The 26,376-nt window shown below is 69.0% G+C and carries 25 protein-coding genes; 12 read left to right on the top strand and 13 right to left on the bottom strand.

Going from position 1 to position 26,376, the window contains the following annotated elements; all coding sequences use genetic code 11:
* Nucleotides 1-43: 43 nt before the first annotated feature.
* Nucleotides 44-976, top strand: a complete 933-nt coding sequence (locus FAB82_RS18030; RefSeq protein ID WP_136535924.1) for a hypothetical protein — start codon at nucleotides 44-46, stop codon at nucleotides 974-976.
* Nucleotides 977-1,030: 54 nt separating this feature from the next.
* On the opposite strand, the gene FAB82_RS18025 is transcribed toward FAB82_RS18030, so the two are convergent.
* The gene (locus tag FAB82_RS18025) at nucleotides 1,031-2,413 is read right to left on the bottom strand and encodes a class II 3-deoxy-7-phosphoheptulonate synthase (protein ID WP_168801658.1); all 1,383 of its coding nucleotides are present in this window, start codon (nucleotides 2,411-2,413) and stop codon (nucleotides 1,031-1,033) included.
* 231 nt (nucleotides 2,414-2,644) lie between these two features.
* On the opposite strand from FAB82_RS18025, the gene FAB82_RS18020 reads away from it, so the two are divergent.
* Both FAB82_RS18020 and FAB82_RS18015 read left to right on the top strand, forming a co-directional pair.
* Complete coding sequence (locus tag FAB82_RS18020) at nucleotides 2,645-3,268, top strand: cyclodeaminase/cyclohydrolase family protein (protein WP_211116660.1); 624 nt, start codon at nucleotides 2,645-2,647, stop codon at nucleotides 3,266-3,268.
* A complete protein-coding gene (locus FAB82_RS18015; RefSeq protein ID WP_136535922.1) occupies nucleotides 3,265-4,113 on the top strand; it encodes a bifunctional 5,10-methylenetetrahydrofolate dehydrogenase/5,10-methenyltetrahydrofolate cyclohydrolase in 849 nt (282 codons plus the stop codon). Before FAB82_RS18020 ends, FAB82_RS18015 begins: the two co-directional genes overlap by 4 nt.
* A 152-nt stretch (nucleotides 4,114-4,265) precedes the next feature.
* Here FAB82_RS18015 and FAB82_RS18010 read toward each other — a convergent pair whose 3' ends face one another.
* The 4 genes from FAB82_RS18010 to FAB82_RS17995 form a co-directional block, all read right to left on the bottom strand.
* Nucleotides 4,266-5,039: a hypothetical protein gene (locus tag FAB82_RS18010; RefSeq protein WP_136535921.1), complete on the bottom strand. Its 774-nt coding sequence runs from the start codon at nucleotides 5,037-5,039 to the stop codon at nucleotides 4,266-4,268.
* Nucleotides 5,040-5,481: 442 nt separating this feature from the next.
* Nucleotides 5,482-5,943, bottom strand: a complete 462-nt coding sequence (locus FAB82_RS18005; RefSeq protein WP_136535920.1) for a hypothetical protein — start codon at nucleotides 5,941-5,943, stop codon at nucleotides 5,482-5,484.
* Between the two features lie 185 nt (nucleotides 5,944-6,128).
* On the bottom strand, nucleotides 6,129-7,154 hold the full coding sequence (locus FAB82_RS18000; protein ID WP_136535919.1) for a 6-phosphofructokinase: 1,026 nt from the start codon (nucleotides 7,152-7,154) through the stop codon (nucleotides 6,129-6,131).
* A 136-nt stretch (nucleotides 7,155-7,290) separates the two neighbouring features.
* Nucleotides 7,291-7,827, bottom strand: a complete 537-nt coding sequence (locus FAB82_RS17995; RefSeq protein WP_136535918.1) for a polyadenylate-specific 3'-exoribonuclease AS — start codon at nucleotides 7,825-7,827, stop codon at nucleotides 7,291-7,293.
* Nucleotides 7,828-8,153: 326 nt separating this feature from the next.
* Here FAB82_RS17995 and FAB82_RS17990 point away from each other — a divergent pair, with 326 nt between their 5' ends.
* The gene (locus FAB82_RS17990) at nucleotides 8,154-8,846 is read left to right on the top strand and encodes a Crp/Fnr family transcriptional regulator (RefSeq protein ID WP_211116659.1); all 693 of its coding nucleotides are present in this window, start codon (nucleotides 8,154-8,156) and stop codon (nucleotides 8,844-8,846) included.
* A gap of 104 nt (nucleotides 8,847-8,950) precedes the next feature.
* Here FAB82_RS17990 and FAB82_RS17985 read toward each other — a convergent pair whose 3' ends face one another.
* Nucleotides 8,951-9,628 (bottom strand): lysophospholipid acyltransferase family protein, encoded by a 678-nt coding sequence (locus FAB82_RS17985; protein WP_211116658.1) that lies wholly within the window; start codon nucleotides 9,626-9,628, stop codon nucleotides 8,951-8,953.
* A 253-nt stretch (nucleotides 9,629-9,881) separates the two neighbouring features.
* On the opposite strand from FAB82_RS17985, the gene FAB82_RS17980 reads away from it, so the two are divergent.
* Both FAB82_RS17980 and FAB82_RS17975 read left to right on the top strand, forming a co-directional pair.
* The gene (locus tag FAB82_RS17980; RefSeq protein WP_211116657.1) at nucleotides 9,882-10,649 is read left to right on the top strand and encodes an alpha/beta hydrolase; all 768 of its coding nucleotides are present in this window, start codon (nucleotides 9,882-9,884) and stop codon (nucleotides 10,647-10,649) included.
* The gene (locus tag FAB82_RS17975; protein WP_136535917.1) at nucleotides 10,646-11,095 is read left to right on the top strand and encodes a hypothetical protein; all 450 of its coding nucleotides are present in this window, start codon (nucleotides 10,646-10,648) and stop codon (nucleotides 11,093-11,095) included. The genes FAB82_RS17980 and FAB82_RS17975 overlap by 4 nt, the downstream gene beginning before the upstream one ends.
* A gap of 141 nt (nucleotides 11,096-11,236) precedes the next feature.
* Here the strand turns inward: FAB82_RS17975 and FAB82_RS17970 are convergent, their stop codons facing one another.
* The gene (locus FAB82_RS17970; RefSeq protein ID WP_136535916.1) at nucleotides 11,237-11,866 is read right to left on the bottom strand and encodes an alpha/beta fold hydrolase; all 630 of its coding nucleotides are present in this window, start codon (nucleotides 11,864-11,866) and stop codon (nucleotides 11,237-11,239) included.
* Nucleotides 11,863-13,320 (bottom strand): flavin-containing monooxygenase, encoded by a 1,458-nt coding sequence (locus FAB82_RS17965; RefSeq protein ID WP_246039699.1) that lies wholly within the window; start codon nucleotides 13,318-13,320, stop codon nucleotides 11,863-11,865. Before FAB82_RS17965 ends, FAB82_RS17970 begins: the two co-directional genes overlap by 4 nt.
* A 51-nt stretch (nucleotides 13,321-13,371) precedes the next feature.
* Between FAB82_RS17965 and FAB82_RS17960 the strand changes: the two genes are divergently transcribed.
* The gene (locus FAB82_RS17960) at nucleotides 13,372-14,493 is read left to right on the top strand and encodes a cytochrome P450 (RefSeq protein WP_136535914.1); all 1,122 of its coding nucleotides are present in this window, start codon (nucleotides 13,372-13,374) and stop codon (nucleotides 14,491-14,493) included.
* Nucleotides 14,494-14,606: 113 nt separating this feature from the next.
* Here FAB82_RS17960 and FAB82_RS17955 read toward each other — a convergent pair whose 3' ends face one another.
* On the bottom strand, nucleotides 14,607-15,587 hold the full coding sequence (locus FAB82_RS17955; protein ID WP_246039698.1) for an MBL fold metallo-hydrolase: 981 nt from the start codon (nucleotides 15,585-15,587) through the stop codon (nucleotides 14,607-14,609).
* 83 nt (nucleotides 15,588-15,670) lie between these two features.
* Between FAB82_RS17955 and FAB82_RS28430 the strand changes: the two genes are divergently transcribed.
* Nucleotides 15,671-15,979 carry a LysR family transcriptional regulator gene (locus FAB82_RS28430; protein ID WP_136535913.1) on the top strand — a complete coding sequence of 103 codons (309 nt, stop codon included), beginning with the start codon at nucleotides 15,671-15,673 and terminating at the stop codon, nucleotides 15,977-15,979.
* On the opposite strand, the gene FAB82_RS17945 is transcribed toward FAB82_RS28430, so the two are convergent.
* The 4 genes from FAB82_RS17945 to bioA are packed head-to-tail and all read right to left on the bottom strand — an operon-like array spanning nucleotide 15,973 to nucleotide 19,944.
* Nucleotides 15,973-16,869: a serine hydrolase gene (locus tag FAB82_RS17945; RefSeq protein WP_136535912.1), complete on the bottom strand. Its 897-nt coding sequence runs from the start codon at nucleotides 16,867-16,869 to the stop codon at nucleotides 15,973-15,975. The genes FAB82_RS28430 and FAB82_RS17945 overlap by 7 nt on opposite strands.
* Nucleotides 16,842-17,495: a dethiobiotin synthase gene (bioD, locus tag FAB82_RS17940; RefSeq protein WP_136535911.1), complete on the bottom strand. Its 654-nt coding sequence runs from the start codon at nucleotides 17,493-17,495 to the stop codon at nucleotides 16,842-16,844. Before bioD ends, FAB82_RS17945 begins: the two co-directional genes overlap by 28 nt.
* On the bottom strand, nucleotides 17,492-18,622 hold the full coding sequence (locus tag FAB82_RS17935; RefSeq protein WP_136535910.1) for an aminotransferase class I/II-fold pyridoxal phosphate-dependent enzyme: 1,131 nt from the start codon (nucleotides 18,620-18,622) through the stop codon (nucleotides 17,492-17,494). Before FAB82_RS17935 ends, bioD begins: the two co-directional genes overlap by 4 nt.
* Nucleotides 18,619-19,944, bottom strand: coding sequence for an adenosylmethionine--8-amino-7-oxononanoate transaminase (gene bioA, locus FAB82_RS17930; protein ID WP_136535909.1), 1,326 nt, complete (start codon nucleotides 19,942-19,944; stop codon nucleotides 18,619-18,621). The genes FAB82_RS17935 and bioA overlap by 4 nt, the downstream gene beginning before the upstream one ends.
* Before the next feature lie 149 nt (nucleotides 19,945-20,093).
* Here bioA and FAB82_RS27575 point away from each other — a divergent pair, with 149 nt between their 5' ends.
* The 4 genes from FAB82_RS27575 (at nucleotide 20,094) to FAB82_RS17910 (ending at nucleotide 26,277) form a co-directional block, all read left to right on the top strand.
* Entirely contained in the window at nucleotides 20,094-20,351 is a 258-nt protein-coding gene (locus tag FAB82_RS27575; protein ID WP_211116656.1) for a hypothetical protein, read from the top strand.
* 217 nt (nucleotides 20,352-20,568) lie between these two features.
* Nucleotides 20,569-21,879 carry an MFS transporter gene (locus tag FAB82_RS17920; RefSeq protein WP_136535908.1) on the top strand — a complete coding sequence of 437 codons (1,311 nt, stop codon included), beginning with the start codon at nucleotides 20,569-20,571 and terminating at the stop codon, nucleotides 21,877-21,879.
* A gap of 285 nt (nucleotides 21,880-22,164) precedes the next feature.
* Complete coding sequence (locus FAB82_RS17915; protein WP_136535907.1) at nucleotides 22,165-23,409, top strand: ornithine cyclodeaminase, nickel-pincer nucleotide-dependent; 1,245 nt, start codon at nucleotides 22,165-22,167, stop codon at nucleotides 23,407-23,409.
* A gap of 165 nt (nucleotides 23,410-23,574) precedes the next feature.
* The gene (locus FAB82_RS17910) at nucleotides 23,575-26,277 is read left to right on the top strand and encodes a cellulose binding domain-containing protein (protein ID WP_136535906.1); all 2,703 of its coding nucleotides are present in this window, start codon (nucleotides 23,575-23,577) and stop codon (nucleotides 26,275-26,277) included.
* The last annotated feature ends 99 nt before the right edge of the window (nucleotides 26,278-26,376 follow it).

Raw genomic sequence — 26,376 nt, 5'->3', positions numbered from 1 at the left:
TTCATACGGCGGCCCCCGGGACAACCACCGATTTGGAGGCTCGATGCTCTTTCCCTATACGGGTTCCGGTTCCTACTGCTACGCGAACTCGCTGTCGATGGTCCTCGGTCCGGACTCCCCGGGTCCGGCGGTGATCGAGGTGCTGACGGGATCGCCGTGGGGCATGCAGATACTCGGAGGCACCACGCCGTTCTTCGACCCCGCGGGCTTCGACGGTGATATCGCGCTCGACGCCGCGCTGGGGGCGCTGGGCTGGAAGTGCCGCCGAGTGGCGGGCGACCGCGACGAGGCCGAGCGGCTGCTGCGTACGGCGAAGACGCACGATCCGGTCCTGGTCGGCCCGGTGGAGGTGGGCCTGCACGTCCACCGGCCGGGTCTCGGCGAGCCGATCGGCGGCGACCATTTCGTGGTGGCCCTCGGGGTCGCGAACGACATGGTCCGCTTCCACGACCCGGCCGGTTTCCCGTTCGCGACCCTCCCGATCGGACAGTTCCTGGACGCGTGGCGGACCGACAGTCTCGACTACGGCGAGTCCTACACGGCCAGAACGGCTTTCGCGAAGGCCGAAGAGATCGACGCCGCCACCGCGATCGAGAGCACGATTCCGGCCGCGATCGCGTGGCTCACCGGGGAACACGATCACCCGGTCCCGGCGGGGACGCTGCGGAACCGGGAGGCGGCCGAGCACCTGGCGTCCCTCATCGAGGACGGCTTGCCCGAACAGACCCGGAACCACTTGGTGCACTTCGCGATCCAGGTCGGCGCCAGGAGGCTCGCCGACGCCGCGCTCTGCCTGTCGGGAATCGGAAGGAATTCGGCGGCGAAGCTCGCCGCGCACCAGTCCGAACTCGTGGGCGGGCTCCAGTACGAGGTGGTCACGGGCCGCACCGACGAAGCGGCCGCCGCACTTCGGGCGCTGGGGCCGACCTACGACGAACTGGCCGAGCGCTTGCTGAACGGCCGCGGAACCGAGTAGGGAAAAGGGCGCCCCTCCCGGGACGCCCTGATGAATTGGTTACCTGTCGAGTGTCTAGTGACGGAGCATCTCGGCGACGAGGAAGGCCAGTTCCAGCGACTGCTGGGTGTTCAGTCGCGGGTCGCAGGCGGTCTCGTAGCGGTCCGCGAGCTGATCGTCGCGGATCTCCTGGGCACCGCCGACGCACTCGGTGACGTCCTCGCCGGTCAGTTCGATGTGAATGCCGCCGGGGTGGCTGCCCACCTCGCGGTGCGCCTCGAAGAAGCCCAGCACCTCGTCCACGACCTGGTCGAACGCGCGGGTCTTGTAGCCCGACGCGGCCTCATAGGTGTTGCCGTGCATCGGGTCGCACTGCCACACGACCTTGCAGCCGGCCGCCTCGACCTTCTGGATGATCGGCGGCAGGAGCGTGCGAACGTTCTTGTGGCCCATGCGGGTGATGACCACGAGCTTGCCCGGCAGGTTCTCCGGGTTGAGCTTCTGGCACATCTCGACGACCATCTCGGGCGTGGCCGTCGGGCCGATCTTGCAGCCGACCGGGTTCGCCACCCGGGACAGGAAGTCGATGTGCGCGCCGCCCAGCTGCCGGGTCCGCTCGCCGTTCCACAGCATGTGGCCGGACAGGGCGTAGGCCTTGTTGTCGTAGATGCGGGTGAGCGCCCGGTCGTATTCGATCGCGAGCATCTCGTGGGAGGCGAAGACCTCGGCGGTGTGGAGCGCGTCGTCCTCGACGCCGCAGGCGGCCATGAAGCGCACGGCGCGGTCGATCTCCCGGCCGATCGCCTCGTAGCGCTCACCGGCGGCGGAATTGCGGACGAAGTCCTTGTTCCAGTCGTGCACCGCCTGGAGATCGGCGAGGCCGCCGCGCAGGTAGGCGCGGAGCATGTTCATCGACGCGGCCGAGTTGGCGTAGGCGCGGATCATCCGCTGCGGGTCGCACACCCGCGCTTCCTCCGTCGCCTCCAGCGAGTTGAACATGTCGCCGCGGTAGACGGGCAGGCCGAGCGCGTCGGTCGCCTTGGAACGCGGCTTGGAGTACTGGCCGGCGACGCGGCCGACCTTGACCACCGGCATCGAGGAGCCGTAGGTGAGCACGACCGCCATCTGGAGGAGCGTGCGCATGTTCGCGAGCACGTGCTGCTCGGTGTTGTCGATGAAGGTCTCGGCGCAGTCGCCGCCCTGCATCAGAAACGCCCGGCCCTCGCAGACCTCGGCAAGCAGCTCCCGCAGGTGGTCGACCTCGTACGGCGCGACGATCGGCGGGACGCCGGCCATCACGCCGGTCACCTCTTCGACCTCGGCATAGTCGGGCCACGGGGGAACCTGCTCTCGCGGCAACTTGCGCCATGCGTCGAGCTGATAGCGTTCGGCTTCCTCCGCGTCGGCTACGACGGGGACGAGTCCAGGATTGCGCAGATCATGCCATTGGCGGTTCACGCGGTAATGGTACGTGGATGTTTCGGCCGGGTACAAAGCAGATTCCCCGTCCCAATAGGTGAGCCGATACCGGGCAAGCGGCCCGGAAACCACCGCGAGAAATCCTATAGGATATATCCTATACGGCGCGAGACACCTGCCTTCAGGCGCCGCAGTGTGCGGCGCGAACGACACGCCACAAACGGACGATCGCAGACATCCCATCTTTGCGGCCGCGTCTACGCTGGCCGGGTGCGCAAGACGACTATTGAAGAGTGGCTGACCGACCTCGCGTCGGAGGCCCCGGCCCCCGGCGGCGGCGCGGCGGCGGGGATGAACGCGGCCACGGGCGCGGCCCTGGTGTCCATGGTGTGCAACCTGACCATCGGGAAACCGAAGTTCGCCGAGCACGAAGCGCTCATGACCGAGGCGCTGGCCGAGGCCGAGCGGCTGCGCGGCGAGGCGATCCGGCTCGCCGAAGAGGACGCGGAGGCGTTCTCGGGAGTGGTGGCGGCCTACAAGCTGCCCAAGGGCACCGACGAGGAGAAGGCGGCCCGGACCGCCGCGATCCAGGCGGGCCTGGTCGACGCGGCCGAGGTGCCGCTGGCGGTGGCGAAGGTGTCGGCCGAGATCATCCGGCTGTCGGGGCGGATCCTCGACGGTTCGAACCCGAACGTGCTTTCGGACGTGGCGGTGGCCGCCTCGAGCGCGAAATCGGCGCTTGAGTCGGCGGCGCTGAACGTCGACATCAACCTGGTGTCGATCAAGGACGCCGAACAGCGCGAGCGGCTGGCCAGTGCGCTCAACGAGGCGTTCCAGGCGAAGGTGCAGGCCGAGGCCATCATGCAGTTGGTGGCGAAGAGGATCAGGGCATGAGCGACATTGACGGGCGCGCGGTGGCGAAGGCGCTGCGCGAGGAGGTCGGCGAGGCCGCCGAGAAGCTGCGGAGCGAGGGCGTGACGCCGACGCTCGCGGTCGTGGTGCCGACCGACGACGAGGGCACCGCCTGGTACGTGCGGTCGATCGCGAAGACGGCCTCGAAGGTGGGCATCGACTGCCGCATCGAACACCTGAAAGACCCCGGGCGCGGCGAGATCGTGGCGAAGCTCCAGGAGCTCTCGGCCGACCCGGCGGTCCACGGCATCATCTGCCAGACCCCGCTGCCCGAGGGCGTGACGCTGTCCGAGGTGGGCGGCTACATCGACCCGTACAAGGACATCGACGGCGCGAACCCGCACAGCCTGGGCCGCTTGGCGGCCGGGCTGCGGACGTGGGCCCCCGCGACGTCGGCGGCGGTGCTGGAACTGCTGAAGCGCGAGGACATCGAGCTCCGGGGTACTCGCGCGGTGGTCGTGGGCCGCTCCACGGTGGTCGGCAAGCCGGCGGCGCTCCTGCTGCTCGCGGAATCGGCGACCGTGACGGTGTGCCACTCCCGGACCAAGGACCTGGCGGCGGTCTGCCGCGAGGCGGATGTGCTGGTGGCGGCGGTGGGCCGGGCCGGAATGATCGGCGCGGACTTTGTGAAGCGGGGAGCCACGGTCATCGACGTGGGAACCAACCCGACTGAAGACGGCGGCCTGGTGGGCGACGTCGACTACGACGCGGTGTCCCCGAAAGCGGGCAGGCTGACTCCGGTCCCCGGAGGCGTCGGCCCGGTGACGACAATGCTGCTGCTCCGCCACACCACCGAAGCGGCAGCGCTGACCCAAACGCACGCCTAAGCGCAAAGCCCGCACCAAAACCCACCAAAGCAAGCATCAAGGAGCCGGTCGCCCCAAAGGGTCGACCGGCTCCTTCACTGTCACACCCCCGCGCCACCGTTGAACCGGGGGCGTTGCGAATCAGAGGTGCCCTCACTTCGACCGCTCCTGCCTTACCGTGTCTTGCTGGGGGTCTGCTCCAGGCAGGTCGCCAGTTCCGTCAGGTGGTCCATGAACTTGGCGCGTTGCGGATGGCCGTCGCCCGAGGTGCCGTCGCTCTTCCAAGTCACGAGCCAGGAGCCCTTGACCGCCCACGGGTATCGGAACAGATCCACCCCGCATCGATCCCCGGCCAGCGCGACCTCCTTTGCAAACTTCAGCCGATCCGTATGCAGCTGTCTGGGAATCGGCTTGAAGAACTTGTCGAGCGCCTCGGCGGCCATGCGACCGATGCGGCCCCGCTGGCGCGGGGCCGGGCGGGGCGGCTCCGGCGGGGAGTAGACCCGGTAGTCGTCTCGGCGGGGATGCCAGGTCCGCGCGAGCGAAGACCCGGTGTCGAGCAGCCGGTGCTGCACCACGTCGGGGAATTCGCGCGCGAGACGCGTGGCGGTGAAGCGCAGCTGGAAGATGGAGCCGGCCTCGGTCGCATCGAGCGCGTGGAAGCCGTAGCAGCGGCGGCCCTCCCAGGTCCCCTGAGTCCACCCGCGCACGCGGCTCACCGGGAAACCGAGCCCGCCGAGGGCGAACAGGACCTCTCCGATCTCGCCCACCTCGCTCAGGTCCTCGGCGCCGAGCTCGGCCCGGAAGTCGAGCCGGTATTTGCGGGCGAAGTGCTGCCAGCCCGCTATGCAGAGGCGGGCCTCGCGTTCGGCACTCGCGTCGAGCCCGCGCTCGGGGTCGAGCACGAGGGCCACCCAGTCGAGCCCGCTGCGCTTGGTCCAGCTCACCACACATTCCTCCCACCGTCTATCCACAAGCACTGTATGGCGACTCGGCAATCCTCGCCTCCCCCGTTCGCGCCACACCGTTGCGCCACCTCGGTTTTCATCGCCCAAGTGGCAGATACCCGACAGACACGGACGACTACCGGAAGTAGCGTTAAGTGTTCGTTACCCCATTAGGAGGAACGGCATGAAACGTCGTCTCATCTTCGTTGCGACCACCGCCGCCATGCTCGTCGCCGTGTCGAGCCCGGCGATGGCCTTCCAACACGACCGGGTCCACAATCCCGTGCTCCACTGGACACTGGACATCGCCAGTCTCCTGATCGTGGTCGCACCCATCTGGACGGCGCTGTTGTGGGGCAAGGGGCGCAGCAAGTGGGCGCTGGCCGGGCTCATCGCCCTGGTCCAGGTCCCGGTCGCCATCCTGGCCTTCGTCCCGTCGGCCTCATCCGTGCTCCAGGGCGCCGGGCTCGGGATCGGGCTGGCGATCAGCGTCGCGGGGATCGTCTACACGCGTCGGGCTGCCCGAGCGCAGGAACTCGCCGTCCAGCAGGAACCGCCGGTGAAGGCCACCGAAGCCTAGTTCGAAGCCGTAGGCGCGGCCCTCGGTGAGGAGGAGCCGCAGCTCGGGGCAGCCGGGGATGGGCCCGTCGAAGCGGTCCGCGGCCGGGTTCCAGTAGGCGTGCCACGAGCAGTGGGCGTCGCCGACCCAGCCCCAGGCGCGGTGCGTCTCCGCGCCGCCGAACCGGTACACGCCGACACTGAGCAGCCGGTCCGCGACCGGCCTGCGGTAGAAGTCGGCATCAAGGCCCGGTACCGGGATCTCGTCGAAGTCGACGTTTCGAAGGGTCTTGTGATGCGTGAAGTGGCCGAGCTGCGGGAGCCGGCCGACTTCTGAATAAGCCACGGGCACGCCTGGTCTAACGAACCAGCCGTGCCCGTGGTTGTGCTTTGTGGGCGGTTAAGTGCTTCAGCTCCGCTTCAGGTCCAGGCCTTATGGTTGAAACCGGGGGCCCTTCCCAGCCGTGAAGCCGAGGCTCCGTCGTGCCTCTGAAACGACGCCCCGAAGCCCTGCTTCTGTTTCTTCGGGAGCTACGCCCCGAAGAAGACCTCCGCGTCGGCGTAGCGCTCGACCGGAACGGTCTTGAGCACGTCGGTGCCTTCGTGGATCGGGATGCGCACGACGTTGGTGCCCTGGAGCGCCATCATCTTGCCGAAGTCGCCCTCGTTGACCGCGTCGGCGGCCTCCAGGCCGAGGCGCGTGGCCAGGACCCGGTCGAACGCGGTCGGGGTGCCGCCGCGCTGGAGGTGACCCAAGATGATCGCGCGGGTCTCGATCTCGGCGCGCTCCTTGATCTCGGCGGCGACCCAGTCACCGACGCCACCGAGCTTGACGTGGCCGAACGCGTCGACCTCGCCATCCTTGAGGACCATGCCCTCGATGGCGTGCGCGCCCTCGGAGACGGCGACGATCGAGGCCTTGCCGGCCTCCTTGCGCTCCTTGACGAAGTCGGCGACCTTCTGGATGTCGAACTCGACCTCGGGGATCAGGGTGACGTTGGCGCCGCCGGCGATGCCCGCGTGCAGCGTCATCCAGCCGGCGTGGCGGCCCATGATCTCCACGACGATGCAGCGGTCATGCGACTCGGCGGTGGTCCACAGGCGGTCGATCGCCTCGGTCGCGATGTTGACAGCGGTGTCGAAGCCGAAGGTGTAGTCGGTGCCCGACAGGTCGTTGTCGATGGTCTTCGGCACGCCCACGCAGTTGACGCCGTCGGCGGTCAGCTTGGTGGCGACACCGAGGGTGTCCTCGCCGCCGATGGCGATGAGCGCGTCCACGCCCAGGTCGGCCATGTTCTTCTTGATGGCCTCGACGCCGCCCTCGATCTTGTAAGGGTTGGTCCGCGAGGAGTGGAGGATGGTGCCACCCTGGTCGAGGAGGTTCTCGACGGTGTCCCAGTCCAGCGGGGTGGTGATGCCCTCGATCGGGCCCTTCCATCCGAACTTGAACCCGATGAACTCGTGGCCGTATTCCTTGGAACCCTTACGGACCGCGGCGCGAATGACCGCGTTGAGACCGGGGCAGTCACCGCCACCGGTGAGGACGCCAATGCGCATGCGTCGAACTCCTAGAGTGAGAATTTGTAACTGGGCGGCCCCATTGCCGAAACTTCGCTCAGCCTATCTCGGCACGTCGGAGGGGCGATCGAGGGTTGCGGCAGTGCCGGCCGAAACGAGCCGGAACCGGCCGGACCTAACCGAAGAGCTTGCGCTCCTGGCGGGCGGCCTCCAGCGACTTCCAGCGCGCCAGATTCAGCTTGGCGTCGGTGAGCGCGTCGTGCAGGTCGGCGTCGTCGGCACCGGGCAGCTCGGGGCGGCCCAGGTCCTCCCAGCGCTGACGCAGGTCCTTGGTGTATCGCGGCAGGGCCCGCGGCAGCTCGGGCATCGCGCCCCACAGCTGGGCCAGGACCACGTGGTCGTACGCGCCGATCCACGCCCACATTTCGATCCGCTCGCCCGGGTGCGACCCTGACTTCTTGCGCACCGGCTCCACCAGGAACTCATACAGCTCGTCGCGGATGACCGACCGGTTCTTCCAGACCGGGCTGGCCGGGGCCGGAAGCTTGTCGAGCACGTTCCGGCGCACCCACTCGATGGCCTTGGACGGATCGAACTCCGTGGAGACGGCGTAGAACTCCCGACCCTGCTCATCCACGACCGCGATCGAGACCAGTTCGATCGTGCGACCGTCCTCGATGAACTCGCAGTCGTAGAAGTATCGGTACGCCACGCTCGGCCTTTCGTATGATCACGGGTGGTTTGAACGGCCCTTATTGGCCCCTGCCCGTATGTCGCCGGATTCCAGTCGACGCTACGCCATACGATCGAGCCGCCAGAATCTGACCTCGCAGTCTGCATGCGAGAATTTCGATACCGGACAATCGACGCTAAAGCACGTAGACTCGATCGTACAACCGACCTACCGACATGTGACTCGTCTGGACACATGGACCAACGGAGCGTGAAGTTTCCGACACTTGGCCCTGTACAACGACGAAAAAGAAAGCGATCATCGGAGGGAACCCGCGGATCGGTCCCACCGAAGGGGGAAAAACTATGGGTGTCAGCCCATCTGAAGACCCGCTAGCAGGCGTCGCCATGTTCGCCGGCCTCGACCCGCAGGCCCGGCGGAAGATCGCGGACGTGGCGGTACCCCGCCACTACCGTCGCGGTCGCCTGCTGTTCTTCGAGGGAGAGCCCGGTGAATCGCTCATCATGATCCGCTCAGGTGCCGTCAGCGTCTTCCGTACCGCCGCAACCGGGGAGCGCGCAATGCTTCACGTGGCGCGGGCGCCGGAGGTCCTCGGCGAGGTCTCACTGTTGGACGGCTCGCCGCGCTCGGCGTCGGCCGAGGCGCTGGAGGACACCACTGCGCTGGCGCTGGCCCGGTCATCGTTTCTCGAGCTCGTGCACACCAGCCCGAAGATGCTCGATTCGGTGCTGCGTTCGATGGGCATTCTGGTCCGCCGCCTGACCGAGCAGTCCTCCGACCACGTGTTCCTCGATCTACCGGGGAGAGTCGCCAAGACGCTGGTGCGACTGGCCGAGCAGCATTCCTCCCCCATGACCACCATCGAGCTCAATCAGACCCAGCTGGCCGAGATGGCCGGCGGCTCGCGCCAGAGCGTGAACCAGGCGGTCGGGATCTTCGCCAACCGGGGTTGGCTTCGCACGGAAGGACGCAAGATCGTGGTGGTCGATCTGCCCGCGTTGCGACGCAGGGCGGGATTCGGTGGAGCCGAAGAGTAAGAAACAGTGGCGGAGCCGAAGAATAGGGCGCAGGGGCGGAGCCGAAGAGTAAGGACCAGGGGCGGAGCCGAAGAATAGGGCACCGGGGCGAATTGGCCCGTCGCTCAGTCGTCCCGCTGCTGCTTGATCTTCGCGGCGTACTCGTCCACGTAATCCTGTCCGGAGAGACCCCGCAACGCGTCCATGACCTCGTCCGTCACGGCCCGCTCGACCGTCCGGTCCCCCACCATTCCCTTGTAACGGCTGAAGTCCAGCGGCGGGCCGAACCGCATCCGCACCCGGGCCCGGCTCGGTAGCCGCTTCCCGATCGGTTGCAGCTCACCGGTATTGAGCATCGCCACGGGAACCACCGGCGCACCGGTCTCCAGCGCCAGACGCGCCACCCCGGTCTTGCCTCGGTACAGGCGCCCGTCGGGCGAGCGCGTCCCCTCGGGGTAGATGCCGAACAACTGGCCCTCCGAGAGGATCCGACGCCCGGTGCCCAGCGAGGCGTGGGCGGCGTCGCCGCCGGTGCGGTCCACTGGAATGGCGCCCACCATGCCCATGAAAACGCGGGTGAGCCAGCCCTTGAACCCCTTGCCGGTGAAGTAGTCCGACTTCGCGATGAAGGTGATGTGCCGCTTCACCACCAAAGGCAGGAATACCGAGTCGAACACCGCCAGGTGATTGCTGGCGAGAATGGCGCCACCGGACTCGGGCACGTAGGAGAGCCCCTCGACCTGCGGGCGCCAGATCACCCACAGAATCGGACCCAGTACCGCCTTCAACACCCGATAGATCACGGGCTCAAGCGTATCGGTACCAGTCAATCCCTCGTCGGCGATCTTCCACGTGGGCGCGACCGGGCGGGCAAAGCGGTGCAAAACCGGTCGGCCGTATCGCACGTTACCAAGGCGTCCCGCGAATCGTTCCCGCACGCCCGGCCGCCCGATGGCCCGTCCGCGGCCCGGCCCGCGCGGTGGCCGGAGCGAGCCGACCCGTGCGAGAATGGGCGAGCGGCACGAAGCATCTGATTCTTCCCCGAAGGGAGACGGCGTGTCACTCGATACCGAGGCGTTCACGTTCGACGCCGGCCCGGGCGCCGAAGCCACCATGCTGCTGTGCCATGGCTTCACCAGCGACCCCGCCAGCATGCGGCCGTGGGGTGAGCACCTTCGCGACGCCGGCATCAATGTCATCGCCCCGCTGCTCCCCGGTCACGGTTTCACCTGGCGCGAGCTGGCCAAGTCCCGCTGGCAGGAGTGGTACGGCGAGCTCGACGCGGCCCTGGACAAGGCCCTTGCGCTGGGTCACCCGGTGTTCGCCGGGGGCCTGTCGATGGGCGGTTCGCTCTCGCTCCGGCTGGCCGAGCAGCGCGGCGGCGATCTCGCCGGGCTCGTGCTCGTCAACCCCGCGATCCTCGACGACAAGCCGCACGGCTTCCTCGCCCCGGCGCTGCGCTACGTCATGCCGACCGTCGCTTCGATCGGCTCGGACCTGAACAAGCCCGACGTGCGAGAGCACACCACCGACCGCACCCCCGTGGCCGCCTACGCCCAGCTGCGTCAACTGTGGAAGGTCACCCGGCCCGAGCTGCCGCGCGTGACGGTCCCGATCCGGCTGTTCGTCAGCGCCGAGGACCACATCGTCAGCTCGCGCAACAGCACCGTCATCCGGGCCGGGGTGCGCTCCAAGGACATCGAGTCGACGGTCCTGCACCGCAGCTATCACGTGGCGACCCTCGACTATGACGCACCGTTGATCTTCGAGGGGACCGTCGAGTTCATCAACCGGCAGCTGTCGAAGAGCCGGGGGGTCTCATGACCGACCGCGAAGAGGAGCACGGCAGCGGCGGCGAGCTCGATCCCGAGGACGTCGACCGGCGCTTCAACGAGCTCGTCAAGGGGCTCAATCAGGAGACCGGACCCGAACTGCCGCAACCGATGACGCCGCCGGCCCCGCCTCCCGAGGAGGAGGACGAGCCGACGCTGCTGGAGCTGTGGGACGCGGAGCTGCCGGAGGACGAGGAGGACGAGTACGTCCCGCCGGACCCGCCGCCGCTGCCGTGGCCGAGCCTCCCGGCGGTGGCCGGGGTCCTGTGCGTGCTCGGCGGAGTGGTCCTGCTGGTGCGCCCGGATGTCGCCCCGCTGGGCCAGGCCGGGGGTCGCTTGGTCGGCTTCGGCGTGTTCCTGCTGGGCGTGTGGCTGCTCATTACGCGACTGCGCTCTGACGCCGAAGAGGACGACTCCGACGACGGGGCCGTGGTCTAGCGCCGAATCTCGGCGCCACGGATTGTCGGACCCCGCTCATACGATTGACCCAAGGGGCCCCCCGGGGCTACCTGCTTCCGCATGCCTTCCATGCGGCGCAGGGCATACAGGCGATCCGTGCGACGCGCGCCGTGATCGCCCTCAATCCTTGCGGTCGAGCCAGGACAGGATCGCGTCGAGGAGCCCTTCGGCGTTCGTTCCCTTGAAGACGTCGTTCGCATCGCCCGCGAACGTCAGCGGCGCCACTCCGAAGGTTTCCGCGATCGCCTGCACGCCTTTGGATTGTGCGTCGTCCTCGCTCACCACCAGCAGCACCGGCGGACCGCCCACCGGCTTCGGCAGCTGCTTCGGCAGTTTGCCGGGCGCCACCATGACCAGCGCCGCGGCCGGGTACCGGGCGGCGGCCAGCGCGGCCCATCCGGCACCGAGTCCATGGCCGACCAGGACGGCCTGGCGGGGAATGCCGGTGACTGCCTGCACCACGTCGTGGGCGCGCGCCTCGATGCCGCCGGGGGCGGCGGGGGTGCCGCCCTGGCCGCGCACGCTCACGGCGGCGGCATAGCGGCCGGAGGCGGCGATGCGCTTGAGCCATAGGGCATTGAAGGCGGCCGCTCCGGCGCCGTCGCCGGTGCAGCAGAGGATGGGCGCGGCCTCGGGGTCGTCGCGGGTGTCGACGTCGTACAGGTCCGCGGGTTCGAACACGGCGACTTCGCGCGCCACCGGCGCGGGCTCGGGGATGCGGGTGCGCCGGATCCAGTCGTTGAGGCTCACTTGGCGGGCTCCTGTTCGAGGGTGTCGATGATGCGGCCGAGGCTGGCAAGGTATTCCTCGACGTCGACGGCGAGCTGGTGGCGCGGGGAGATGCCGGTCGAGTTGACCTCGTACTGGGCCGATTCGCTGACGACCTGGTGTTTGAACGCGGCGGCGCGCTCGGGGTCTTCCTTGCGGACCTGCAACCAGTGGGAGATGGCGTGGGTCTGCCAGTGGACGATGGGCAGCGCGCCGACGCCGGGTTCGACGAGGCCCGCGACGGCGAGCGTCTCCGTGCGGGGAGAGAACATGCGCGCCAGCAGTTTCGGCTGGGACGACTCGCCCTCCACGCCGAGCAGCTCGGGCGGGCAGCATTTGATGCCGGGCTTGTATCCGGTGGCGAGGACGACAATGTCGGGCCGGAATTCGGTGCCGTCGGCGAAGATGACCTCGTTGCCCTCGAACTTGGCGACCTCGCCGCGTCGGTCGATGGAGCCGTCGCCGACGTGTTCGAGGTAGCGGCCGTTGCGCACGGGCTCCTCGTCGGTGTGGTCGTGGTCGGGCTTGTCCATGCCCATGCGGGTGGAGAGGTTCCGCGATCCCTTGAGGAGACGCTTGGTCAAGTACTTTCGGAAGAGCTTGGGCCGCTTGCTCAGTCGCGCGAGCGCGTAGTCGGCCGGTTCGCCGTCGAGGTATTTGGGCAGGTGCCAGTAGCCGCGGCGGACGGAGTGGACACAGCCGGCGGCGTTGACGGCGGCCTCGCAGGCGATGTCGGTGCCGGAGTTGCCGCCGCCGATGACAAGGACGTGCTTGCCGCGCAGGCGTGAGCCGTCCTTGAGCTGCGAGGAGTGGAGGATGGTGCCGCGGTACAGGTCCTGGCCCGGGTAGGACGGCAGATTGGGGGTCCAGTGGTGGCCTGTGGCGATGATGACGGCGGCGTAGCGCAGGCGCCGGGCGGAGTTGCCGGCGGCGGGCTTGACGACGACCTCGAAGCGCGAGCCCTCGACCGGGTCGATGCCGGAGATCTCCGAGCCGTACCAGATGTGCTCGGACAGGCCGAAGTGCTTGGCATAGCCGTTGAGGTATTCGAGCATCTGGGCGGCCGAGGGGTAGTCCGGCCAGTGGTCGGGCATGGGATAGTCGGGGATTTCGGTCTGCGAGCGGGAGGTGACGAGATGGGTGTTGGGGTACAGGGGGCTGTGCTGGTTCTGGGGATTCCACAGACCGCCGAGGACGGTGTCCCTCTCGTAGCAGTCGACTTCGAAGCCGTTTTCGCGGAGGTTCTTGACGGCAATGAGGCCCGCTGCCCCAGCGCCGATCACGCATACGGCTTCGCCGCGGTCGTAGGCGGCCTGGGAGGAGTACTCCTGCAAGGGACTTGCTCCTTCTATCGAGGCGTTGCTGGTGCCGGGCTCCGCGCCGCGCAGGGACTCGTGTTTCGCGAGCACCGCTGGGCGGGCGTCGAAATTCTGCAAGCAGATTACCGTGAGCAGGCCTCGTACTTTCGGGGGAGGTAGGCTGCGCGCGTGCTGTTCGAGCTGTGGAAACATCCCCGACCGCCGGCAGCGGTGTTCCGCGAGCAGGGCCAAGTGGTCGTGGCCTCGCACGGTTTGGCAAAACGGGTTCTTTCGGACGCGCAACGGTTCTCCCCCGCCAACGCACTGGACGCCATCACGCCGATTCCGGCCGCGGCGCTGCGGGAGCTGGCGAGCCACCGGTTCCGGCTTCCCGCGACGTTGGCGAACAACGGGACCGAGTCGCACCCGGCCATCCGGGCGGCATTCGGTGAGGCGTTCGAACCCCGGAAGGTGGAGGCGCTGCGGCCGTGGCTGACGGGCCTGACGCGGCGGACGGTGGCGAGGGCGGCGGCGCGGCTGCGCGCGGGCGAGACGGTGGATCTGGACGCGGCGGTCTCGTCCCGGATTCCATTGGCGGCGTTGGCGCGACTGCTGGAGCTCGACGCGGCGACGGCGCCGGAGGTCAAGCGGTTCAGCCGGGCGGCGCTCGAATTGTTCTGGGGCCGACCGGATCTGGAGCGGCAACTGGAGTTGGCGCGAATCGTGGGCCCGTTCCACGCGCTGCTGCGGACCTGGGTGCGGGACTCGACGGGGCCGGTGCGCGAGGCGTACGACGAGCACGGGGAGGACGTGGCGACGGCGGCGCTGTTCTTCCTGCTGGTCGCCGGCCAGGAGACCACCTCGCAGTTCCTGACATTGCTTACCTGTCAGTTGATCGAAATCCCTGACCTGCTGAAAGAGGATCCGAAGGCGGTCGTCGAGGAGGGTCTGCGGCTGCACACGTCGATCACGTCGTGGCGGCGCGTGGCGGTGCGCGACACCGATATCGGCGGTTTCCCGGTCCGCGGCGGCGAGTCGGTCCTGCTGTGGCTGGCGGCCGCCGGGGTCGACGAGGACGTGGCCGAGTGCCCGCACCGGATGGTCCCCGGCCAGCGCGGGTCGCGCAGGCACCTGGCGTTCGGGGCGGGCGCGCACCGGTGCCTGGGCAGTCAGCTCTCGCGGATGGAGGCGGAGGTGGTGGTGGCCGAGCTGGCGCCGCTGCTGCGCCGCTGCCGGGTGGTGGAGCGGCCGGCGAGCGAGGAGAACCTGTCGTTCCGAATGCCGAGTCGGCTGCTGGTGTCGCTGCGCTGACCTCCGGGCGAGACAGGACGCCCTCGACATGCTGAAGGCTCGGGCGTTCCGGGGCCTGATCCGGATCAGGCCCCGGGAACGGACTGCCGGACGATGGTCCCGAAGCCCCACCCTTAAAATTCGCGCTGTTCCAGGTGGTCAAGGAACACGAACTCGGATTCGGGGCTGATCTCGGCCACCCGGTCGCCGAGGTCGTGGACGCCGAGCCAGTCAATGGCCGGTTCGGTCAGGGGTTCCTCGTAGTCGTCCCAGTGAGTCGGCACGACGTACTTCGGCCGGCCGGCCGCCTCCAGAAGGCGCCGCTCGTAGTCGGGGCCGCTGGGCCTGCCGCTGGCCTGCATGAACAGGACCGTCGGATTGAGGCTGTCCAGTTCGCGTTCTTGGAAGTTCGTGGTTATTCCGGCCAGCAGCGAGAAGTCCCCGAACCGGATCAGATAGGCGAGGCTGCCGCCCTCGACCAGATCGCTGACCTTCTCGGGGCGCGGTGGAACCTCGCTGGGGCGAGTGCCGGGGAACAGTAGCGTCTTGGCGGCGCTGACGTTGTGGTGGGCCTCGAAGACTTCGACGGTGAAGCCGTCGAACTGGTAGTACTCGCCGCCGCTGACCTGTCCCATCTGCTCCTCGGGAGCGTCCATGGCGCGCAGGAGGTTCAGGTGCGTCTCGGTGCCGAGCACGGTGGCGCCGGTGCGCTGGGCGACGTAGGGGGTGTCGGTGATGTGGTCCCAGTGCCCGTGGGTGATGAGGATGCAGTCCGCGGCGTCGCCGATGTGCTCGTCCACTGCGGTCTCGTCGACGGTGATGAGCGCGTCCTCGAACGGTTCGTCCTTTGTCGCGCCGGTGTAGAACCGGCTGACCCACGGGTCTACCAGCACAGTGGCGTCGCCGCTCTTGATCTCCCAGGCGTTGGTGCCGAGCCAACGGATGGTGACCGGCGGATGGTCGCCGGTCGTCTCGACGGCGGGGTCGGCGGAAGCGGCGTCGCCCATGAACTTCGCGCCGGCGGCCACGCCCGCGGCCGCAGCGGTTCCTCCGGCGGCGAGGGCGAGGCGGCGCCTGGTGAGGCGGCCCTGGAAGGGCGGTGTCTGCTCTGTCATGGCGTCAGATAAGCCGAGCCGGGCCGCTTCTGTCCAATATCAACGTTGATATGGCGTGTTGCGGGTATTGATATCGTCGCCGGATGGACATCATGCGGCACCTGGTGTGCTTCCTGGCGGTGGGTGAGGAACGCCACTTCGGCAGGGCGGCAACGCGTCTGGGAATGGAGCAGCCGCCGCTGAGCCAGCGTATCCGGCGCCTGGAGAAGGAGCTCGGTGCTGAGCTGTTCGACCGGGGCGGGAACCAGGTGTCGCTGACGGCGGCCGGGCACGTGCTCATGCGCGAGGCCCCCGAACTGCTGCAACAGCACCGGCGGATGCGAACGCTGGTGGAGCGGGCCGCGTCCCGGGAGCGGGAGGAGCCGCCGCGGCCCTGGTCGGAGATCTACTGAGGAGCGCCGAGTTCATCCGCGAGGTGGAGGGCGGCGTTGCTCATGGCCCGTTCGACCTCGCGGAAGTTGCCCTGGAAGTTGCCCTGGCCGGCGCTGGCGAAGACGGCGATGGCGTGGCGGCGGCCGTCGGGCCATTCCCAGACGGCGATCTCGCCCAGCCAGCCGGGGAGCGACCCCGAGCGTCCGAACGAGACGACCCCGGTGGGGGCGAGGCGGACGAGCCTGCCGCCGGTGAGCTGGCGTCCCATCCAGTTTCGGACGTCGTGCCGGACCGGTTCGGGGCCGTTCCAGACGTGCCGCAGGAACGCCGTCATGTCCGCGGCGGTGGAGGCGTTGGTGCGCAGCGGATCCCAGGGGCTGGTGGCGCGCAGTTCCTCGGCGGTGACCGATTTGCTCTCCAGGACGTGCGCGAGCGCTTCGAGGTCGGCGACGTCGAGGTCGCGGGCCATGTCCTCCAGGATCGTCCGGGGGCTGCCGATGAGACGGGTGCCGGTGAGCCCCAAGCGGGACGGCAGGCTCCGCAGCGCGCTCGCGCCGATGTGCCGAGTGACCAGGTCGGCGGCCGTATTGTCCGAGACCTCCATCATGAGCTGGGCGAGGTCGCCGACGCTGATCTGCACGTCGTGCCTGAACCCGGCGGTGCCGGTCCCGCCGAGCCGGTCGGCGGCCGTGACGCGGACGGTCTCTGCCGGGTCGATCAGTCCCTCATGGACGCGGCGGCTGAATTCCCAGGCGATGAAGACCTTGACGACGGACACGAGGACGACCGGCTCGCTCTCGCGCACGCCGAGGCTCCGGCCATCGTCCAGGTCGCGGATGTGGGCGTGCGCGACCACGCCCAGGGGGTCGAAGAACTGGTCGATCACTCGCGGCCAGTCAGGTCGAGCCATTCGGGGGCGAGGCGGCGGAAGACCTCCGGTTCGTACTCGCCCGCGCCGCCGGGAATCCACCCGAGGCGCTCGCCGGGGAGGTCGATGAGGTTCTCGAACTCGGCGAGTCCGGGCTGGTAGGGCCACGATCCGATGACCACCGCCGCTTCGATTCCCCTGCGGGAGAGGGCCTCCAGCGTCAGGGCGGTGTGGTTGAGGGTGCCGAGTCCGGCCCGGGCCACCACCACCGCCGGGCAGCCGACCTCGACCGCCAGGTCGCGGACCGTCCAGCCGCCCTCGCCCATCTGGACGAGGAGACCCCCGGCGCCCTCGAGAAGGACCACGTCGGCGGGCGAATCCAATACCAGGTCGGCGACCTCGGGGAGCTTCAGCGGCTCCGCTTCGGCCCTCCGGGCGGCGGCGAACGGCGCCAGCGGATCGGGGTAGCGGGCCAGGCATCTGGCGGGGGCGCCGCTGAGGCGGTTCACCACCTCCGCGTCGTCATCGTCGCCGGTCTGGGCGAGCTTGACGACGTCGACGGTCTTGCCCTGGTCCATGAGCGCGACCGCCAGTGCGGCGGTGGTGATGGTCTTGCCGACGCCGGTGTCGGTGCCGGTGACGAGGACCGGTCCCTCAAAGTTGATCATGGACGCTCCTCCTGGACGATCCGCAGGGCCTTCTCGAAGTCGGCGGCCGCGACTGCGGTGTTGATCGTAAGCCGCAGCCTGGAGCGGTGATCGGGGGTCGAGGGGGGCCGGAAGCATCCGACGGCCACGCCTCGTTCGGCACAGCGGTCCGCCCAGGCCCGAGCGGCGTGGGCATCGCCCGCGACCGGGGAGAGGACCCCGGCGGCGGGGGCCGGGTCCGGAGCGAAGCTCGGAGGCGCAGCGGGGATCGGGGCCTCGAGTTCCTTGGCGGCCATGGCCGAACGGCGTCCGAGCTCGGCCCTGGCCCCGTCGGACTCGCGCGCGATCCGCAGGGCCGCCCCGGCACCGGCGATCACCGCCGGGGCGGGCGCGGTGTCGTAGATGAAGGTGCGGCTGGTGTCGGTGAGGTGGCGGCGCAGCGGCTTCGGCCCGGCGACGATCCCGCCCGCGGCTCCCAGCGCCTTCGACAGCGTCGCGGTGATGACGATGCCGTCGTCCCCGGCCAGGCCCGCCGCGGCCACGCCCCCGGCGCCTTTCGGGCCGATCGTGCCGATCGCGTGGGCCTCATCGACCAGCAGCAGCGCCTGGTGCGCCGACGTCAGCGCGTGGATCTGCGCCAGCGGGGCCGCGTCCCCGAGCACCGAGTACACCGATTCGACCGCCACGATCGACGGCCTGAGGCCCGTCAACTGCCGTTCGAGGTCTTCGAAGTCGTTGTGCGCGAACGTGTCCGACGTACCCCCCGCCAGGCGGGCGGCATCGTGCAGTGAGGCGTGGGCGTGGGCGTCGAGCAGCACGGGCCCGGCGAGCGCGGCCACCGCGCCCAGGTTGGCCAGATAGCCCGAGGAGTAGAGCGTCGCGGTCTCGGCCCCGACATGCGCCGCGAACTCGTCCTCGAACGACTCGTGGACGAGGGTCGTTCCGCGCACCAACCGCGATCCGCTCGCGCCCAGCCCGTACTCCCCCAGCGCCCCGGCGGCGGCGGCGATGACGTCCCGGTGGCGCGAGAGACCGAGGTAGTCATTGCCCGCCAGGTCGATCGCCGCGGCGCGAAGCCGCGGGGTGCGAGCCAGACCGGCCCTGCCGCGCAGGTCGGCCTTGCGGGCCAGCCGATCCCAGGCGCTCACTCGCACACCTCGGCGACGGCCTCCGCCAGCGCGTTCACCAGCAGGTCGGTCTCGGGCTCCGCCAGGGTCAACGGCGGCATGAGGATCACCGTGTCGCCCAATGGCCGCAGCCAGACGCCGCGTTCGCGGGCGGCCTGGCAGACCGCGAAGCCGGTGCGGTCGCGGCTCGGAGCCACCTCGACACCGATCATGGTGCCGAGCCGGCGGATCTCGGTGACGCCGGGCATGGCGCCGACCGGTTCGAGCAGCTTGGCGAGGCGTTCGCCGAGCCGCCGGGCCTGCCCGATGACGTCCTGCTCGCCCATGACGCGGAGGTTCGCGAGCGCGGCGGCGCAGCACAGCGGATTGGCGGTGTAGGTGTGGCCGTGGAAGAACGTGCGGGGGCCGCTGTCGCCGGGTCGGGCCAGGAACGCCTCGTAGACGTGTTCGGCGGCGAGCACGGCCGACAGCGGCAGGTAGCCGCCGGTGATGCCCTTGCCGCAGGTGAGCAGGTCGGGGACGACTCCGGCGTGCTCGGCGGCCCACATCTTCCCGGTGCGGCCGAAGCCGGTGGCGACCTCGTCGAAGATCAGCAGAGCACCGTACTTGTCGGCGAGTCGTCTGGCGGCCCTGAGGTATTCGGCGTCGTAGTCGAACATGCCCGCGGCGCCCTGCATCATGGGTTCGACGATGATCGCGCAGGTCTGGTCGCCGTGCTCGCGCATGGTCGCCTCGAGCGCGTCGATGGCGATCCGGAGCCGGTCCGGCCCGAGCGAGCGGTCTCCCGGGGAGGGGACGCCGACGGTCTGCAGCAGCAGCGGCCGGTAGGTGGCGTGGAAGAGGTCGTGGCCGCCGACGGCGACGGCGCCGAGCGTATCGCCGTGGTAGGCGTGCTCCAGGCGCACGAATGTCGGCCGGGCGCGGCCGGTCTGGGAGGAGTACTGGTAGGCGATCTTCAGGGCCGCCTCGACGGCGGAGGAGCCGTCCCCGGCGTAGAAGACCTTGGTCAGGTCGGGCCCGGTCCCCTTGGGCGCGAGGGCGATCAATGCCTCGGAGAGTTCGATGCCGGGGATGTGGGTGGTCCCGAGGAACGTCGAGTGGTCGAGGGTTTCGAGCTGGGCGGCGATCGCCGCGTTGATGTCGGGGTGGCAGTGGCCGAGCGTGGTCGTCCACAGCGAGGAGACCCCGTCGAGATGGCGGCGGCCGTCGGTGTCGATCAGCCAGGGTCCCTCGGCCCGCTCGACCACGGTGGGATCGTCGCCGATCCAGGTGGCGTGCTGGGTGAACGGGTGCCACACGGCGGCATTGTCGCGGGCGATCCAGTCGGCACTGCTCACGGTCATCGGCGCTCCCTTAGACGATTCCTACAAAGACCTTTGGAGGATAACCGCAGGGCCGACACCGGCCGAGCGACCCCGGCACCGCTCCACGACGGAGGGGTTTCGTCGCGAGCCGCACCCCGCCTGCGACCGATTTCCAATATGGTGGGTCGATGCTGGAACTGCTGACCACGCCCGAGACGTGGTTCGCGCTGGTGTCGCTGACGGCCCTCGAACTCATCCTCGGCATCGATTTCCCCAAGGGCTACCTCTACCTCCCCATCGGATTCGCGCTGGCCGTGGAGTTGCTCAATATCCGGGTCGAGAAGGCCGAAGCCGTGCGGGCCGAGCGCCTCGGCGTCCTCGACCCCGAGCCGGACCGTGAACCCCGGACCGAACCAGAGCCCGATCCTGCATCATTAATTCACTGAATCCCATTGCGGCCGAATATGACCGGGTGAGGACTGCGACGGAGCGTCCGTCCGTGTTTATATAGTTTGGACACACTGGGGTGCTTGACAACAACTGGTTGTCGCGGCAAACTAGTGACACTTGCGGCAATCGCGGAGGATTGTCGTTTACATCCCCTTCAGGCTTCGCGAGCCCCTGGCGACCCCCGCGAAGCCGTGCAATGGCAAGGAATGGCCCGTGTCGAACCAGAATCCCAAGCCGGCGGAGACCACAGCCCAAACCGACACGGAAGCCGGGACGGAAGTCCCGAAACCCACCTTCTCCGACGTCTTCGGCAATCGCGAAGCGGCGGCCTTCCTCCTCGCCTTCTGCCTCTCCAACGCCGGTGCCATGCTCAACCGCGTCGCCGTGACCTTCCTGGTCTGGAACAACACCGGCTCCTCCGCCCTCGCCGCCGCCTCCTTCGCCATCAGCTTCGCCCCCTACCTCGGACTCGCCCAGGTCCTCGGCGCCGTCGTCGACCGCTACCCCTACCGCAACGTCATGGTCCTGTGCGACTTCCTCCGCGCCGCCCTCGTCGCCCTCCTGCTCATACCCGGCCTGCCCGTGCCGATCATGATCGTCATCGTCTTCGCCGTCGCCACGGTCCAGCCCGCCTACACCGCCTCGCGCACCGCCACCCTCGCCCAGATCCTCAAGGGCGAGGAGCTCGCCGTGGCGATCGCCCTGAGCCTCAGCGCCTCCGGCGTCGCCCAGATCCTCGGCTATCTCGGCGGCGGCCTGCTCGCCGCGATCGACCCCTACGCCGCCCTCGGCGTCAACGCCGCCCTCTTCGCCCTCTCCGGCTTCGCGATCCTCGGCCTGGTCAAGTACCGGCCCTCGGTCAACAAGCGCGAAGACCGCCGCCACGTCCTCACCGAGACCGCCGACGGCCTGCGGATGCTGCGCGACAACCGGGTCCTGCGCACCATCTCCTTCGCCATCTGGGGCCTGTTCGCCCTCGCCGCCGTGCCCGAGGGCGTCGCCGTCCTGTGGGCCGCCCACCTCGGCCAGGGCTCCGCCACCCAGGGCGCGATCATGGCCACCGACGCCGCCGCCGCCATCGTCGGCCTGCTCCTGTTCACCAGATTCGTCCCGCCCCGCCTGCGCGACAAACTCATCCGCCCGCTCGCCTTCGCCGCCCCGCTCGTCCTGGCCACCGCCCTGTTCGATCCGCCCTTGGCAGGCGTCCTCGCCATCGCCATCGGCATCGGCCTGTCCACCGCCATCATGGCGCCCATGAACGCCACCCTCGCCCTGTGCATCCCCGACGGATGGCGCGGCCGGATCGTCTCGGCCGTCAACGGCGGCCTGCAACTGGCCCAGGGCGCGGCGATCGCCGGCGTCGGCCTCGTCGCCGAGTTCGGCGTGCCGGTGTCGTACGTGGTCGGAGCGTGGGGCGTCATCGGGCTGGTCATCCAGTTCCTGGTGACGCGGCGCTGGCCCACCTCTGAAGAAATCGAGGCGGCCAAGCGGGCCGCGGCCCCGCCGCCGGAGTCCAAGGACTGACCGCCCAAACGGCGGAGTGCGCCGGTGTCCCTCACGCCCCGGGAGTTAGGCTCGTCCAGGCGACCGTGCCGAATCACGGCTCCGCCGGCGTCGCCTAGGGGGTGTCTGGTGATCCCGGGCGAGGCTGGATCCGAGTCCATTTGTTCGCTCGCAAGGCGGAAGGGCTTCCAGATCCCGGTGTTGGATCTGGAAGCCCGACAACGCAGCGAGCGGGCAAATGGGCCGGAGCCAGGCCGTTCGGGATCACCAGACACCCCCTAGAGTGGGAAGCACAGGAGTTCAACCGTGGATCATGCAAAGACCGTCGAACTGCGCGGGCACCTCATCGACCAGGGCGTCTTCGCCCGCGTCATGGACGACGTCCTCGAATACTCGGGGGCCTACTCCATCGACCGCTTCGATGTGGGCCGCCACCACACCGACGAGTCCTACGTCCAACTCACCGTCACCGCCGAGACGGCCGAGCAGGTCGAGCGCATCGTCATGCGCCTCCAGACCCACGGCGCCAACCCGCTCGATCCGGGCATCGCCACACTCAAGCCCGCCCCGGCCGACGGCGTCTTCCCCGAGGACTTCTACTCCACCACCAACTTCGACACCCAGGTCCGCCTCAACGGCGGCTGGATGGACGTGCGCAGCTCCGAAATGGACTGCGGCATCATCGTCTCGACCGACCACGGCTCCGCCTGGACCCTGCCGGTCTCGGACGTCAAGGAGGGCGAGCTCGTCGTCTGCGGCGGCGAGGGAGTCAAGGTCCTGCCGCTGCCCGAGCCCGAACGCTCCGACCCCGCCTCGGCCGGATTCGAGTTCATGAACTCGGGCGTCTCCTCCGAACGCCCCCAAGCGCTCCAGGTCCGCCAGATCGCCCAGCAGATGCGCGACGTCAAGGCCCGCGGAGAGAAGATCCTGTGGGTCGGCGGCCCCGCCATCGTCCACACCGGAGCCGGGAAGGCCCTCGAAGCACTCATCGACGCGGGCTACGTCGATCTCATCTTCGCCGGCAATGCCCTGGCCGCCCACGACATCGAGTCGAACCTGTACGGCACCTCGCTCGGCGTCGACCTCGACAAGGGCCACGGCGTCCCCCACGGGCACGAGCACCACATTCGCGCCATCAACCGCATCCGCGCCTGCGGATCGATCGCCGCGGCCGTCGACCAGGGTGTCCTCACCGGCGGCATCATGCACGCGATGGTCAAGAACGGCAAGCAGTACGTGCTCGTCGGCTCGGTCCGAGACGACGGTCCGCTCCCCGACGTCCACACCGATGTCATCGACGGCCAGCGGGCCATGCGCGACGCGCTGCCGGGCACCGGCTTCGCCATCATGGTCGCGACCATGCTGCACTCCATCGCCACCGGAAACCTCCTGCCCGCCAGTGTCCCGCTGGTGAGCGTCGACATCAACCCCGCCACGGTCACCAAACTGGCCGACCGGGGCTCGGCCCAGGCCATCGGCGTCATCACCGACATCGGCCTGTTCTGCGAGCAGCTCGCCGGCGAACTCGTCAAGGGATACCGGCGGGAATAGCTCCCGAAACGCAAACGCTCCCAGTGCTTCTGCGCTGGGAGTTCTTTGTCTGCCCACAGTTGACAAGCCATTGATATATGTTTATATTTAGTCGATCAACTAACGCAAGCGTCCCGGCGCAGGTTGGGCTCGCGCGCCAGGGCGCCGCGACCCGAAGGCGGATCGATGATTTCAAGAAGGCGCACCCTCACAGGGCTCGCGGCGGTCGGGGCCTCGGCCGCCGCCACCGCCGGCCTCTCCCAGTTCATAATCGGCGCCGGTTCGGCCCGGGCCCAGGAGAACGGCGAGACCTACTCCTGGCGCAACGCCCAGATCGCGGGCGGCGGCTTCGTCCCCGGCATCGTCTTCAACGAGACCGAGGCCGATCTCATCTACGCCCGCACCGACATCGGCGGGCTCTACCGCTGGCAGGAGTCCTCGCAGACCTGGAAGCCGCTGCTGGACTGGATCGGTTGGGACAACTGGGGCTGGACCGGCGTCGTCTCCGTCGCGACCGACCCGGTCGAACCGAACCGCGTCTACGCCGCCGTCGGCACCTACACCAACGACTGGGACCCCACCAACGGCGCGGTCCTCTACTCCGACGACTACGGCGACACCTGGGGCGCGGCCGAGCTCCCGTTCAAGCAGGGCGGCAATATGCCCGGCCGCGGGATGGGCGAACGACTCGCCGTCGACCCCGGGGACAACTCGGTGGTGTATCTGGGGACGCCCTCGGGCAATGGGCTGTGGAAGTCGAACGACTACGGCCGCACCTGGGCCGAGGTGACCGCCTTCCCGAACCCGGGGAACTTCGTGGTCGTCCCCGGCGACGACTACCAGGGCGACAACCAGGGCGTGCTGTGGATCGAGTTCGACCAGGCGGCCGACGCGACCTACGTGGGCGTGGCCGACCCGGCGAATCCGCTCTATGTGTCCACCGACCATGGATCGACCTGGGCCGCGGTGGAGGGCGCCGCGCAGATCGGCACCGTCGACGGCTACGACAACATCCCCAAACAGGCGGCGATCGACGACGTCAACGGGTACATGTACATCATCACCTCGTGGGATCCCGGTCCCTACAACGGGAACCCGGCCGAGGGCGCGCGCGGCGGCTCGGTCTGGCGCTGCGAACTCGCCTCCGGAACCTGGACCGAGATCCACCCCGGGCCCAATGCGACCGACTACGCCGGCTTCGGCTTCGGCGGCCTGACGCTCGACCGCCAGAGTCCCGGCACTCTGATGGTCAGCAGCGTCAACGCCTGGTGGCCCGACGAGACCACCTTCCGCTCAACGGACTCGGGCGAGAGCTGGACCCAGTCGTGGACGCTCAACGGCTATCCGACCCGCGTCAACGCGTACACCATGGACCACGACTCGGTCGGCTGGCTGGACTGGGGCGCGAACCCCAGCGCCCCCGAAGAGTCGCCGAAGTACGGCTGGATGATCGACACGATGGCCATCGACCCCCACGACTCGGACCGGGTCATGTGGGGCACCGGCGCGACCATCTACGGCTCGACCAACCTGACGGCCTGGGACGCGGGGAGCACCTTCACCGTCACGCCGATGGTGCACGGACTGGAGGAGACCTCGGTCCAGGACCTGGCGTCCCCGCCCGAGGGCCCGGCGCTGTACTCGGCGCTCGGCGACATCGGCGGCTTCGTGCACACCGACCTCGACGTCGTGCCGAGCGCGTTCTTCCTGGCCCCGACCCACGGCAATACCCGCTCCATCGACTTCGCCGAGCTCAATCCGAGCGTCGTCTTCCGCGTCGGCGAGGCCGACGCCCCGGGCATCGGGATCTCCAGCAATAGCGGGGGCTCGTGGTGGGCGGGGGCCGCGATCAGCGGCGCGACCGGGGCCGGAACCGTGGCGATCACCGCCAATGCCGGCGCCATCGTGTGGGCGCCGGCCGGGACCGCTCCGCAGCGCTCGACCGACTACGGCTCGTCCTGGTCGGCGGCGAGCGGCCTGCCGACCGGCGCCCGCGTGCGATCCGATCGGGCCGACGCCAATGCCGTGTACGGCTTCGCGGCCGGAACGTTCTACTACAGCGCCAACGGCGGGGCGAGCTTCACCGCGTCGTCGTTCTCGGGATTCCCCTCCAGCGGCGAGGTCCGATTCGCGGCGGTGCCGGGCCACGCCGGGCACGTGTGGCTGGCGGGCGGCGGCGCCGACGGGACCTACGGGATGTGGAGGTCGACCGACGGCGGCGCGAACTGGGAGGTCGTCGCCGGATTCGACGCGGCCGACACGGTCGGCTTCGGCGCCGCCGCCGAGGGCCAGTCGTACCCGGCGATCTACTCCAGCGCCGCTCGCGGCGGCCAGCGCGGCATCTGGCGCTCGGTCGACACCGGCGCGTCGTGGACGCGGATCAACGACGACGAGCACCAGTGGGGTTGGACCGGTTCGGCCATCACCGGCGACCCGAAGGTGTTCGGACGGGTCTACGTCGGCACCAATGGGCGCGGCGTCATCGTGGGCGAGTCCAGCGACTACGTTCCCGACCCGACCGAGACGGGCTCCGAGACGCCTTCGGAGGAGCCGACCGAATCGCAGTCTCCGACGGAGCCGCCCACCGGTGACTGCGGCGTCGTCTGGTCGGTGTCGAACACCTGGCCGGGCGGTTTCCAGGGCAATGTCGCGCTCAGCAATGCGGGCGGCGCGGTCTCGACCGGCTGGACGGTGACGTGGACGTTCGCCGGGGACGAGCAGGTCACCAGCCTGTGGGGCGGCGAGTGGACCCAGAGCGACAAGACGGTGACGGTCACCGATGCCGGGTGGAACGGCTCGATCGCGTCGGGGGCCTCGATCAATATCGGGTTCACCGCCTCGACCTCCACCGCGCCTATCGCGGTCGAAGCGGAGTGCGAGTTGAGTTGAGTTCCCTTGAGCCGGGCCGAATTATGCGGCTTTTGTGAAGTAAGACGGGCCCTGCTAGTGACAGGGCCCACCCCATTTGACATGATTAAATCGTTTCAT

It is taken from the genome of Glycomyces buryatensis (assembly GCF_004912275.1).
Classification (GTDB): domain Bacteria; phylum Actinomycetota; class Actinomycetes; order Mycobacteriales; family Micromonosporaceae; genus Glycomyces; species Glycomyces buryatensis.
The sequence above is the reverse complement of the archived record's forward strand: the minus strand, read 5'-3'. Positions and strand labels throughout refer to the sequence as shown.